Source organism: Mesorhizobium sp. M1A.F.Ca.ET.072.01.1.1, assembly GCF_004023325.1.
Classification (GTDB): domain Bacteria; phylum Pseudomonadota; class Alphaproteobacteria; order Rhizobiales; family Rhizobiaceae; genus Mesorhizobium.
The window spans coordinates 1-12,560 of sequence record NZ_RZSF01000196.1 but is presented as its reverse complement, the minus strand read 5'-3'; the positions used below and the strand labels follow the sequence as shown (position 1 = coordinate 12,560).

At 65.2% G+C, this 12,560-nt stretch carries 11 protein-coding genes; 10 read left to right on the top strand and 1 reads right to left on the bottom strand.

Annotated elements, in window-relative coordinates; translation table 11 throughout:
• From EOA32_RS39300 to EOA32_RS23700, 10 genes are all read left to right on the top strand, one after another.
• On the top strand, positions 1-186 hold a 186-nt coding region (locus EOA32_RS39300; protein WP_210214842.1), incomplete at its 5' end, for a hypothetical protein.
• Between the two features lie 25 nt (positions 187-211).
• On the top strand, positions 212-2,593 hold the full coding sequence (locus EOA32_RS23740; protein ID WP_128373027.1) for a phosphoketolase family protein: 2,382 nt from the start codon (positions 212-214) through the stop codon (positions 2,591-2,593).
• Between the two features lie 59 nt (positions 2,594-2,652).
• Positions 2,653-3,828, top strand: a complete 1,176-nt coding sequence (locus EOA32_RS23735) for an acetate/propionate family kinase (RefSeq protein WP_128373026.1) — start codon at positions 2,653-2,655, stop codon at positions 3,826-3,828.
• Between the two features lie 203 nt (positions 3,829-4,031).
• A complete protein-coding gene (locus tag EOA32_RS23730; RefSeq protein ID WP_128373025.1) occupies positions 4,032-4,673 on the top strand; it encodes a ThuA domain-containing protein in 642 nt (213 codons plus the stop codon).
• 167 nt (positions 4,674-4,840) lie between these two features.
• A complete protein-coding gene (locus tag EOA32_RS23725) occupies positions 4,841-5,584 on the top strand; it encodes a FadR/GntR family transcriptional regulator (protein WP_128373024.1) in 744 nt (247 codons plus the stop codon).
• 90 nt (positions 5,585-5,674) lie between these two features.
• A complete protein-coding gene (dgoD, locus tag EOA32_RS23720; RefSeq protein WP_245499364.1) occupies positions 5,675-6,838 on the top strand; it encodes a galactonate dehydratase in 1,164 nt (387 codons plus the stop codon).
• A 2-nt stretch (positions 6,839-6,840) separates the two neighbouring features.
• The gene (locus EOA32_RS23715; protein WP_128373022.1) at positions 6,841-7,617 is read left to right on the top strand and encodes an SDR family oxidoreductase; all 777 of its coding nucleotides are present in this window, start codon (positions 6,841-6,843) and stop codon (positions 7,615-7,617) included.
• Between the two features lie 83 nt (positions 7,618-7,700).
• Complete coding sequence (locus tag EOA32_RS23710) at positions 7,701-8,693, top strand: substrate-binding domain-containing protein (RefSeq protein WP_245499363.1); 993 nt, start codon at positions 7,701-7,703, stop codon at positions 8,691-8,693.
• Between the two features lie 64 nt (positions 8,694-8,757).
• Positions 8,758-10,278: a sugar ABC transporter ATP-binding protein gene (locus tag EOA32_RS23705; protein ID WP_128373021.1), complete on the top strand. Its 1,521-nt coding sequence runs from the start codon at positions 8,758-8,760 to the stop codon at positions 10,276-10,278.
• Positions 10,275-11,264, top strand: coding sequence for an ABC transporter permease (locus EOA32_RS23700; RefSeq protein ID WP_095813518.1), 990 nt, complete (start codon positions 10,275-10,277; stop codon positions 11,262-11,264). Before EOA32_RS23705 ends, EOA32_RS23700 begins: the two co-directional genes overlap by 4 nt.
• Positions 11,265-11,276: 12 nt before the next feature.
• Here the strand turns inward: EOA32_RS23700 and EOA32_RS23695 are convergent.
• Positions 11,277-12,560: glutamine synthetase family protein (locus EOA32_RS23695; RefSeq protein WP_145971340.1), on the bottom strand; the 1,284-nt coding region annotated here is incomplete at its 5' end.

The following is a 12,560-nucleotide window of genomic DNA, read 5'->3' as shown; positions in this document are numbered from 1 at the left end:
CACCAAAGCGGTCGAAACGGCGCTGGCCTCGGCGGCTATAACGCGGCATTGCCCGACGCGTTTCGCGCATCGACGCTACCAGTTCATGTCCTGGCGGTGGGCCGCGTGTCCCAATGGGGCCCGCTCGCGGCGCCGACCGGTCATGAACCGGCGGTGACGTCCATGCGTTGTGTCTCAGCCGGGTGAGTTTGGAACAGCGAAGGAAACGGACATGACCACGCATCCCAGCACCAATCGCTTGTCCGCACAGGAGCTGCACGACATCGATGCCTACTGGCGTGCCGCCAACTACCTGACTGTCGGGCAGATCTATCTACTCGACAATCCGCTGCTTCGCGAGCCGCTTCGGCTGGCGCACGTCAAGCCCAGGCTGCTTGGGCATTGGGGAACCTCGCCGGGCCTCAGCTTCATATACGCGCATCTCAACCGCGCGATCAGACTTCGCGATGTCAACGTTATTTACATCTGCGGCCCCGGCCATGGCGGGCCGGCCATGGTTGCAAACAGCTATCTCGAAGGCACCTATAGCGAGATCAATCCGGATATTTCCCTCGAAGAGGCCGGAATGAGGACGCTCTTCCGGCAGTTTTCCTTTCCGGGAGGCATCCCGAGCCATGCCGCTCCCGATGTGCCCGGGTCGATCCATGAAGGCGGCGAGCTCGGCTACGCGCTTTCGCATGCCTTTGGCGCGGCCTTCGACAACCCGGATCTTATCGTCGCCTGCGTCGTCGGCGACGGCGAGGCGGAAACCGGCCCGCTCGCCACATCCTGGCACTGCAACAAGTTCCTCAACCCGGCGCAGGACGGCGCGGTGCTGCCGATCCTCCATCTCAACGGCTATAAGATCGCCAGTCCCACCATTCTCGCCCGCATCTCTGACGAAGAATTGCGGGCGCTATTCGTCGGCTATGGCTACGAACCGCTGTTCGTCGAGGGTGACGATCCGCCCCTGATGCATGAGCGGATGGCCGTCGTACTCGACGATGCGCTGGACCGCATCCAGGCAATTCAGCAGGCGGCGCGCAGCGGCGGAGAGACTGCCGACGGCCGGCCGAAATGGCCGATGATCATCCTTAGAAGCCCGAAGGGCTGGACAGGCCCCAAGGAGGTCGACGGGCTGAAGACCGAAGGATTCTGGCGCGCGCATCAGGTTCCGCTCTCCGGTCTCGCCGAAAACCCTGCGCATCTGAAGATGCTCGAGGAGTGGCTGAGAAGTTATCGGCCCGGAGAGCTTTTCGATGCCGAGGGCGCGCCAGTGGCCATGATCCGCGCCACTGCCCCGCAAGGCGGCAGACGCATGAGCGCCAATCCGCATGCCAATGGCGGCCTGCTGCGCCGCTCCCTCCAACTGCCAAGCCTGCAAGAGCATGCCGTATCTGTCCAGCAGCCCGGCGGCGTGAAAGCAGAGTCGACCCGTGTGATGGGCGGTTTCCTGCGCGACGTCATGGCATTGAACCAAAGCGCCAAAAACTTCCGCATTGTCGGTCCCGACGAGACGGCTTCGAACCGGCTGCAGGACGTCTTCGAGGTGACCGAGCGCGCCTGGATGGAAAAGATTCTGCCCGAAGATGTGCATCTCGGCCGCGAAGGCAGGGTTCTGGAAATCCTGTCCGAGCATACCTGTCAGGGCTGGCTGGAAGGCTATCTGCTTACCGGCCGGCACGGCCTGTTCTCCTGCTACGAGGCCTTCACGCACATTGTCGATTCCATGTTCAACCAGCATGCGAAATGGCTGGATGCCTGCGGCAAGCTGCCGTGGCGGCGGCCGATTGCGTCCTTGAACTATTTGTTGTCGAGCCATGTCTGGCAGCAGGAGCACAATGGCTTCAGCCATCAGGATCCGGGCTTCATCGATGTCGCCTTGAACAAGAAGGCGGACATCGTGCGCGTCTATCTGCCGGCGGATGCCAACAGCCTGCTTTGCGTGACGGATCATGTGCTTCGGACATGGAACCGCATCAACGTGATCGTCGCCGGCAAAGCCAATTCCTGGCAGTGGCTGTCGATCACCGAGGCGAAAGTCCACTGCAAGGCCGGTATCGGCATATGGGAGTGGGCGTCGACCGACGGCGGGGCAGAGCCGGATGTGGTGATGGCCTGCGCCGGCGACGTGCCGACGCTTGAGACGCTGGCCGCGGTCCAAATTCTGAAACGCCACGTTCCCGGCCTCAAGGTGCGGGTGGTCAACATCGTCGACCTGATGACTTTGCAGCCCAAGGAACACCACCCGCACGGCCTGTCGGATCGTGAATTCGACGCGTTTTTCACGGCCGATAAGCCAGTCATCTTCGCGTATCACGGCTATCCATGGACCATCCATCGCCTGACTTACCGGCGGACCAACCACGACAACATCCACGTGCGCGGCTACAATGAGGAAGGGACGACGACGACGCCCTTCGACATGACCGTGCTCAATGGCCTCGACCGCTATCATCTCGTATTGGGCGTGCTCGACCGCATTCCCGAGCCGGCCGGCGCGCATATCCGGCTGAAGCAGGCAATGGAAGGCAAGCTGATCGAACACCGGGCCTATATCCGCGAGCATGGGCAGGACATGCCCGAGGTCCTCGGCTGGAAATGGGAGCAGTAGTCGATGCCGAAGCGTCAGTCCAAATGGACGAGCGCACGATTGGCCGGGACCGGCCGACCATGACCGATGCCATTCTCGTCCTCAACGGCGGCTCCTCAAGCCTGAAGTTCGCCGTGTTTCAGCAGCGAAGCGAGCTTCACCTGCTGGTGCGTGGCAGCGTGTCGTCGATCGGACATCATCCACGATTGCAGGTCGCGCCCTCAGAATTGTCACGCGAAATCGACAGGAGCCTGGGAGACCGACCGATCGGGATGGCCAAGGCGTTCGAGGCCATAGCTTCCTATCTCGAGGATCACGCTCTTTTGCGCCGGATCGGCACTGTCGGGCACCGCATCGTCCATGGCGGGCAAGAACTTACCCAAGCGACCTTGCTCGACGAGCGCACGCTCGACGCGCTGCATAGGCTTGAGCCGCTCGCACCGATCCATCAGGCGATCAACCTGGAGATCGTCCATCTGGCCGGTCGGCTTTTGCCGGAAGCCAAGCAAGTCGGCTGCTTCGATACGGCCTTTCACACGGCGCGTCCGGAGCTTGCCAGGCTCTATGGCTTGCCGCGCGAGATGTCGGAACAGGGCATCGTCTCCTACGGCTTCCACGGGCTCTCCTACAGGCACATTGCAGCGAAGCTCCGCGAGCGCTACGGCGACGGTGCCGGTGGCCGAACGATTGCCGCCCATCTCGGCAGCGGCGCGAGCCTGTGTGCGATGAAGGCAGGGGTTAGCCTCGCCACGACCATGGGTTTTTCGACGCTTGACGGCCTCGTCATGAGCACCCGTTGCGGCGCCATCGATCCTGGCGTGATCCTGCACCTTCTGCAGGAGCGCAAGCTGTCGGCCGACCGAGTGACCGAATTGCTCTACGAGCAGTCCGGCCTGCTGGGCGTATCCGGCATTTCCGGAGACATGCAGGCGCTGCTTGGGTCGAAAGACCCGGCGGCGGCGCGCGCCGTCGCGCTCTTCGTCTATCGCGCCGGACGTGAGATCGGATCGCTCGCGGCCGCGCTTGGAGGCCTCGACACTCTCGTGTTCACCGCCGGCATCGGCGAAAATGCATGGCAGATCCGGCAAGAGATCTGCGAGGCTGCTGCCTGGCTTGGTGTCGTGGTCGACCATGGTTTAAATCGCAGCGGCGAAGCGCTGGTCAGCGCGCGAGAGTCCAGCGTCGATGTTCTTGTCATTCCGGCCGACGAGGAACGTGCCGTGGCCACGCAGATCCTCGACTTCGACACGGTCTGATCTCCTCGCGGCAGGATCGCAGGGATTAGCTCGGTAACTGGCGCAGAGCTTCCGCTGAACCAGGACGAGCGTCGGGCGATCGGGCGTCGCGCGGGCCGTTTTCGTTCGCGTCACTTTCCCTTCAAGCTCGACTCGGCGATGGTCAGCCCGGCGCCTCGCTGCCCTATATCCGGCCGCGCGGCCAAATGCATAAGGAGCGGAAGATGCGGCAGGCACTGATCGTATGGGGCGGCTGGGAAGGGCATGAACCCGAAGCCGGGGCGCGCCTCCTCAAAGCGATGCTTGAGGAGGAAGGCTTTGCCGTGCGCTTGGAAAATACGACCGCGGTGTTCGCCGACCCGGCGATCGCCGACCTCAGCCTGATCGTGCCGATCTACACCATGTCCAAGCTCGCCAAGGCCGAAGAGGCGAACCTCACCAAAGCGGTCGAAAACGGCGTTGGCCTCGGCGGCTATCACGGCGGCATGGGCGACGCGTTTCGCGAATCGACGGACTACCAGTTCATGTGCGGCGGCCAGTGGGTCGCCCATCCCGGCAACATCATCGACTATCGTGTGAATATCGTGCGGCGCGACGACCCGATCGTGGCAGGCATCGACGATTTCCAATACCGCTCCGAGCAATATTACATGCATGTCGATCCATCGAACGACGTGCTGGCGACCACCACCTTCTCGGGCGAGCACGCGCCGTGGATCGCCGGCGTTGTCATGCCCGTGGTTTGGAAGCGCCGGCACGGCAAAGGGCGGGTGTTCTATTCGTCGCTCGGCCATGTGGCCAAGGAATTCGAGGTGCCGCAGATGCGCACCATCCTGCGCCGCGGACTTGTGTGGGCGGCGCGCTGAACGCGCCCGTCGGTGCGGGCTGACGCCGGTGGGCCGGATTTCCGGAACCGAAAGCATCACCGACCCGCTCCTATGATCATGACAGATCATATGAATGAGTGATTTACATAAGACGTAAGCTTTCATACAACTGCCGGCAGCAACTTGCTCTATCGGGAGAGGATTGCGTGGAAAATATCGTTCCTTCGGACGCAACCGGGTGGATGCCTTCGGTCGACCAGGGCGGCGCAAGCGTGCACAACGCCGTCGTCAGCGTGCTGGGCAGCCGCATCCTGGGCGGCGACTATGCTCCCGGTGCGGCCTTGCCGCGCGAGGAGGAGCTCTGCGCCATGCTGGGCGTCAGCCGCACCTCGGTTCGGGAAGCGGTCAAGGTGCTGTCGGCGAAAGGTCTTGTCGAGGCCAGGCGGCGGGCGGGCGTGCGCGTGCTGCCGCGCGACAGCTGGCGCCTGCTCGACCCGGTGGTGCTCGGCTGGCACCCTTCCATCCAGGATGACGAGGAGCTGGTTTCCGGCCTGCTCGAGGCGCGGCGCATCTTCGAGCCGGCGGCGGCCGAGCTTGCGGCAAGGCGCGCCAGCGCCGCCGATCTCGCCGAAATCGAACGCGCGGTCGTCGGCATGCGCGACAATATCCCGGGCGACCTCAACGCGGTCTGCCAGGCGGACCTTGCCTTCCACAAGGGCGTCATCGCCGCCAGCCATAATGTCGTGCTCAAGGGGCTGGTCGGCATGCTGGAAGCTGCCCTGCGCGCCACCTTCCTGGTCACCAATCCGTTGATGGAGGCGCAATCGCGCGCGCTGTCGGCGCATGTCGCGGTGCTGGAGGCGATCCGCGTCCGCGATACCGCCGGCGCCCGCGGCGCCATGAACAGGCTGCTTGACATCGCCGCCGACGATCTTCACGCCAGAAGGTGACGTTTCCGGCTTGACGCCATTTTTTATCATATGATATTTCAATTTCATATGATCTAATTAGTGTCATGGGAGGAGTTGCGCTTGAGGATCGTGGCCATCACCACGCGCGTCGTGAACGCGGATATGCGCAACTGGGTGTTCGTGCGTGTCGAGACCGACCAGCCGGGCCTCTACGGTTGGGGCGAGGCGACGCTGGAATGGAAGACCCAGGCCGTCGTCGGCGCCGTCAATGACCTCGCGCCGCTTCTGGTCGGCCGCGACCCGCGCGACATCGAGCAGGCGGTGCGCATCCTCAAAAAGCACTCGTTCTGGCGGCTCGGCGTCATCGGCATGTCGGCGGTTTCCGGCATCGAGCTGGCGCTCTGGGACATTTTTGGCAAATGGCTCGATCAGCCGGTCTGGCGCTTGCTCGGCGGCAAGGTGCGCGACCGGGTCAAGGTCTACACGCATCTCGGCCTCGGCGACATGCGCGCCGTCTACGAAACGTTGGAGACCGAGCCGTTGGTGCGGCGCGCCTCCGAAGTGGTTGCCACGGGCTATCGCGCGCTGAAGGCCGTCTTCATCCCCTACAGCCACTATCATGCGTCGCTCGTCGAGGTCGACAAGGTCGGCCGCCTAATGGAGGCGCTGCGCAAGACAGTCGGTCCCGAAGTCGAGATCATGGTCGATTTCCACGGCCGTCCCGCCTCGGCCTCCACCGCGCTCGCCTATATCGACGCGCTTGCGCCCTACCGACCGATGTTCGTCGAAGAGCCGCTGCCGCCGGGCGAGACAGGCGCGCTGGCGCAGCTCGTCGCCAAATCGCGCGTGCCGATCGCCACCGGCGAGCGGCTGATCGATCGTCCCGAATTCGACGACCTTTTCCGGGCAAGGGCGGTCGACATCGTGCAGCCGGACATCTGCCACTGCGGCGGCCTGCTCGAGGCGAAGAAAATCGCCGCCATGGCCGAGGCGGTCTCGGTGGGTGTGGCGCCGCACAATCCGCTCGGTCCGATCGCTGGCGCCGCGGCGCTGCATTTCGCGGTCTCCACGCCTAACCACCTGATCCAGGAAGAGATGGTCGGTGCCGTGCCCTGGTATTTCGAGGTGGTGAAGGGGCCGATCCGCATGGTCGACGGCTGCTGGCAAGTGCCGGATGCGCCCGGGCTCGGCGTCGAGGTCGACGAGGCGGTCGCCGACCGGCATCCCTACAGGCCGGAGGTCATGCACACCACCAATGCCGTTCTTGCCGACGGCACCATCGTGGACTGGTGACTATGGCCGGGCGTCTGAAGGACAAGGTGGTGATTGTCACCGGCGCCGGGCGCGGCATCGGCGAGGCGACGGCGCGCGCGATGGCCGCCGAGGGTGCGGCGATCGTCGTGGCCGAAAAGGATGCGCTCAGCGGAAAGAGCGTTGCCGGGTCGCTGGACGAAGCCGGCGCTCGGGCGCTGTTCGTGGAGACCGACGTCGCCGATATCGCATCCTGCAAAGCGATGGCCGAGCAAGCGCTTGCCGCCTTCGGCCGCATCGACGTGCTGGTCGCCAATGCCGGCATCAACGTTTTCCACGAGCCGCTGGAAACCACGGAAGAGGAATGGCGGCGCTGCTTTGCCGTCGATCTCGACGGGGTGTGGTATTCGGCGCGCGCGGTGCTGCCGGCGATGCGGGCTCAGACGCAGGGTTCGATCGTGGCCATCGCTTCCTGCCATTCTTTCGCGATCATCCCCTCGACCTTCCCCTATCCGGTTGCCAAGCACGGACTGCTCGGCCTGGTTCGATCGCTCGGCATCCAATACGCGGCCGAGGGCGTCCGCGTGAACGCGATCGCACCCGGCTACATCGAGACGCAGATCGCGGTCGACTACTGGAACACCTTTCCTGATCCGCAGGCGGAGCGCCAGCGCACCTACGACCTGCATCCGCCGCGCCGCATCGGCCGGCCGGAGGAGGTGGCGATGACCGCCGTCTTCCTCGGCTCCGACGAGGCCCCGTTCATCAACGCGGCCTGCATCGTCATCGATGGCGGGCGCTCGGTTCTCTATCACGAATGAGGTTTCGCACCGGCGGCCGGTCGCCGGAAACGTCTTCAAGCAAAAAGGACTCCCGCCGGCCGGGATCGATGGAGGAGGAAACCATGAAACGCATGATCAGGACGTGGCTTGCTGTGGCCGCGACCGCAGCCGTCGCGCTGACGGTCCACGGCGCCGGCGCGCAGGACAAGATGAAGTTCGGCTATATCAACAAAATGGGTGACCATCCCTGGTTCGTCCGCGAGGTGAAGGGCGCCAAGGACAAGGCCGCCGAGCTCGGCGTCGACCTGCTTGTCCAGGACGTTCAGTTCGACGCCAACCTCGCCGTCACCACCTTCGACACCTATGTCGGCGACGGCGTCAAGGGCATCGCCGTGGTGGTGCCGGACCGCTCGCTCGGCCCGGTCGTCGCCGACAAAGCAAAGGCCGCCAAGATCGGCCTGATTGCTGTCGACGACGACATCGCCTTCGCCGACGGCACGCCGGTCGCCTATGTCGGCATGAACGCGCTCAACATCGGCAAGCAGGTCGGCGGCGAGATTGCCCGCATCGTCAAGGCCGAAGGCTGGGACAAGGACCTCTCCAAGGTGCGCGTCGGCTCGATCGAGGATCAGAAGGCCGACACCTGCATGCGCCGCAACAAGGGCGCGGAGGAAGGGCTGGTCGCAGCGATCCCGGAGATCAAGTCGCGCATCGTTTCGATTCCCTACGACAACACGATGGTCAACTCGATCGATGTCGTGTCGACGACGCTGACGGCCAATCCGGACGCCGAGAAGTGGATCTTCTACTCCTGCAATGACGACGGCGTGCTCGGCGGCGTGCGCGCCACGGAGAATGCCGGCATGAAGCCGGAGAACGTCATCGGCATCGGCATCGACGGCTCCCGCTCCTGCGAGGCCTTCGGTTCCGGCAAGCCGACGGGCTTCCGTGGCACCATGTGGCTGGACAGCGCCAAGCATGGCGCCGCCGCCATCCAGGCGCTCTACGACCAAGCCACCGGCAAGGAGATGCAGAAGGACTATTTCCAGGACGCCACGCTGATCAGCGGCGAGAACTTCGCCAAGTTCAAGGACACTCTCGGTTGCAAGTCCTAGGCTCCCTTTCGGGCTCGGGGCGGATGGCCTTCGGGCGGGCGGCTTCAAAGGGAGCCTCCCGCCCATGACCGTCCCCGTCGTTGCCGTCGAAGGCGTCAGCAAGCGCTTCGGCGCCGTGCAGGCGCTGCGCGACGTGTCGGTCGCTTTCAACGCCGGCGAGATCACCGCGCTGATCGGCGAGAACGGCGCCGGCAAGTCGACGCTGATGCGCGTGCTGGAGGGCGAGCATCGGCCGGATAGCGGCCGGGTCCTGGTCGACGGGCAGCCGGTGCAGCTCAGCTCGCCGCGCGCCGCACACGGCTCGGGCATCCGCGTCATCCACCAGGAGCCGGAGATCATCCCGGAGCTTACGGTGGCGGAAAACATCTTCATCGGGGACATCAAGGCGCGGGGCGGGATTTTTCTCGACCGCGCTGATCTCGAAAGGCGCAGTCTCGACCTATTGCGCACCTTTGGCGTGGTCGACGTGCTTTCGCCCGGGCAGCGCTGCCATGGCCTGAGCCCGGCGCTCAGGCAGCTGATCGAAATCATGCGCGCGCTGCGGCCGGGCGCGCGGCTGCTTGCCTTCGACGAGCCGACCTCGTCTTTGACGGAGGACGAGGCGCAACGGCTGTTCCGCGTCATCCGGCGCCTGAAGGCCGACGGCGTCGCGGTGATCTACATCTCGCACCGGCTGCGCGAGATCATCGAGCTTGCCGATCGGTGCGTGGTGATGCGCGACGGCAGCCGCGTCGCCGACGAACCAATCGCGGCGCTCGACGAGCAGCGCATGGTGCGGCTGATGGTCGGCAGGCCGGTAAGCGACCTGTTCAACCGAAAAGTGCGCGCGCTCGGGCCGGTCCGGCTGGCGCTCGAAGGCGTCACGACACGCCGCGTCGACGGGATCAGCTTCGAGGTCAGGGCAGGCGAGATCGTCGGCCTGGGCGGATTGGTCGGCGCGGGACGGACGGAAGTCGCGCGCGCCGTCGTCGGCCTCGATCCACTGCTCTCCGGGCGGATGGCCGTCGGCGGCCGGCCCTACAGGCCGCGCGAGCCGGCGGATGCGGTTGCCGCGGGTATCGGGCTGGTGCCGGAGGACCGCAAGCAGGAAGCCCTGCTTTTGATGCAGGCGGTGCGCGACAATGTAAGCCTCGTGGTGCCCGACAAGGTGTCGCGCTACGGCTTCTTCAGCCGCAGGCGCGAGCGCGCGCTGGTCGCCCGCCATGTCGCCGAGCTCAGGGTCAAGACGCCGTCGATCGAGCAGGCCGTCGGGAAATTGTCCGGCGGCAACCAGCAGAAGGTCGTCTTCGCGCGCTGGCAGGCACGGGGGCCGGCGGTCCTCATCCTCGACGAGCCGACGCGCGGCATCGATGTCGGCGCCAAGGCGGAGATCTACAGGCTCATCGAAAGCCTGGCCGACCAGGGCCTCGCCATCCTGCTCATCTCCTCGGAGATGCCGGAGCTGCTCGGCCTCGCCGACCGCGTCCTGGTCATGCAGAGCGGCCGCATCAGTGGCGAGCTGCCGTGGCAAGAAGCGAGCGAGGAGGCGGTGCTGGCACTGGCCATGCGCTCGGACAAGAAAGCAATCGAAAGGAGGGTGTCGTGACCGATACCGCGACCGCCGGCCGCGAGCGCGCGCCGGCCAGCCTGTTTGGCCGCATCGGCGCGCAGAACATCAGCCTGCTGATCGCCCTGGTCGTGCTGCTGGCGATCTTTGGTGCGTTGAGGCCGGACGTCTTCTTCACGCCGCGCAACCTGATCAACATAGGGCTCGCGGTCACCATTCTCGGCATCCTGGCAATGGCGCAGACCGTCGTCATCGTATCGGGCGGGCTCGACATCTCGGTCGGGTCGATCGTCGGCCTGAGCACGATGGTGCTGGCCGTCGCCGCCCAGGAAACCGGCTCGATCCCCGCCGGCATCCTCGCCGGCCTGCTCGCCGGATTGCTGGCAGGCGCAGTCAACGGGCTGATCATCGTCTACGGGCCGGTCAATGCGGTGATCGCGACGCTTGGCACGATGTCGGCCTTCCGCGGCCTCGCCTATCTGATGAACAACGGCAATTCCATACCGATCACCGGCGACAGCCTGCGCGCGCTGGGCATCGGCACGCTGTTCGGGCTGCCCTTCGCCATCTGGCTGCTGATCGCGGCGATGGCGGCTTTCATCGTTTTCACCCGTGAGACGGTCGTCGGCCGCAACATCTACGCGCTCGGCGGCAATCCGACGGTGGCGCGGCTCGCCGGCATCCCGATCCGCCGCTACCAGATCTCGATCTATGCGATGAGCGGCTTCGCCGCGGCGGTGGCGGGTCTGGTGCTCGCCAGCCGCACCATGTCCGGACAGCCCGCCTCCGGCAGCCAGGGGCTGGAGCTCGAGGCTATCACCGCCGCGATCCTCGGCGGCTGCGCGCTGCAGGGCGGCAAGGGCACGATCATCGGCGCGATGTTAGGTGTGCTGATCATCGGCGTCCTTAACAACGGCATGATCCTGACCTCCGTGCCGACCTTCTACCAGCTGCTCGCCAAGGGCGCGCTTTTAATCCTGGCCGTCATCGTGCAAGAGCGCCAGCGGGCCCGGTCGGGAGAATAGCCCCGCGCGGGGTTAGACGCTTTCGAGATAGGTCTCGATCTCGAAGTCGCTGACATTGAGCGCGAAGGTGTTCAACTCCTGGCGTTTGCAGGCGATGAAAGCGTCGCGCAGCACGGCCGGGAAGATTTCGGCGACGCGCTTGCCGGTCTCGAAGGCGGCGATCGCCGAGGCCCAGTCAGGCGGCAGCTTGGCAAGCGTGAGGCCCTGTCCCTCGCCGCCGGTCGGCTCGCCGGGCGACAGCTGCCGCTCGATGCCCATCAGCGCGGCACCCAGGATCGCCGCCAGCACCAGATAGGGATTGGCGTCGGCGCCGGAAACGCGATGCTCGATGCGGCGCGCGGCAGACGGGCCGCCTGGAATGCGAATCGCCACCATGCGGTTTTCGTAGCCCCAGGCGACAGCCGTCGGCGCATAGGACCGTGGCCGCAGCCGGCGATAAGAATTGAAATGCGGCGCGAACACCAGCGTGCTTTCGGCCATGGCCGCGAGCAGGCCGCCGACGGCGTGGCGCATGGTGTCGGAGCCCTGGTCGCTGCCGTCGTCGAAGATGTTGCGGCCGTCCTTGTCGAGCACGCTGAAATGAACATGGAAACCGTTGCCGGCGCGCTCGCCATAGGGCTTGGCCATGAAGCAGGCGGCAAAGCCGTGCTTGCGCGCGATGCCCTTGACCGTGCGCTTGAAAAGCACGGCGTCGTCCGCGGCGCGCAAGGCATCCGGAACGTGGTTGAGGTTGATCTCGAACTGGCCGACGCCGTTCTCGGCGATCGCCGTATCGACCGGAATGCCCTGCATGCGGCAGGCTTCGTAGATGTCGTGGATGAAGCCTTCGAAATCGTCGATTTCGTCGATCGAAAGCGCCGCATCGGAATCGAGACGCCGGCCGGTGACCGGCGAGACAGGACCGACCGGACGCTGCGATGTCGGATCGACGAGATAGAATTCAAGCTCGGTCGCGGTAACCGGCGTCAGACCAAGCGCTGCGTAGCGGTCGAGGATGCGGGCGAGCGCGCGGCGCGGATCGCCGAGATAGGGTGCGCCGGCCTCGTCGGCGAGCCACAGGGGCAAAAGCGCCGTCGGATGCGCCGTCCAGTTGACGGGCAGGATGCCGCGTCCGGTCCAATGGCAAAGCCCGTCGGCGTCACCCGTCGAGAAAACCTGGGCGTTGCCTTCGATGTCCTCGCCCCAGATGTCGAGCCCGATCAGCGAATAAGGCATGCGCAGCTTGCCTTCGAGCGCCTTGCGCGCCTGCTCGACCGGGATGCGCTTGCCGCGCATGATGCCGTTCAGGTCGCACAC

Bases quoted from the DNA above. Each gene is read 5' to 3' on its own strand.
- EOA32_RS23740 (WP_128373027.1), top strand. From the start codon at position 212: ATGACCACGCATCCCAGCACCAATCGCTTGTCCGCACAGGAGCTGCAC.
- EOA32_RS23735 (WP_128373026.1), top strand. From the start codon at position 2,653: ATGACCGATGCCATTCTCGTCCTCAACGGCGGCTCCTCAAGCCTGAAG.
- EOA32_RS23730 (WP_128373025.1), top strand. From the start codon at position 4,032: ATGCGGCAGGCACTGATCGTATGGGGCGGCTGGGAAGGGCATGAACCC.
- EOA32_RS23715 (WP_128373022.1), top strand. From the start codon at position 6,841: ATGGCCGGGCGTCTGAAGGACAAGGTGGTGATTGTCACCGGCGCCGGG.
- EOA32_RS23710 (WP_245499363.1), top strand. From the start codon at position 7,701: ATGAAACGCATGATCAGGACGTGGCTTGCTGTGGCCGCGACCGCAGCC.
- EOA32_RS23705 (WP_128373021.1), top strand. From the start codon at position 8,758: ATGACCGTCCCCGTCGTTGCCGTCGAAGGCGTCAGCAAGCGCTTCGGC.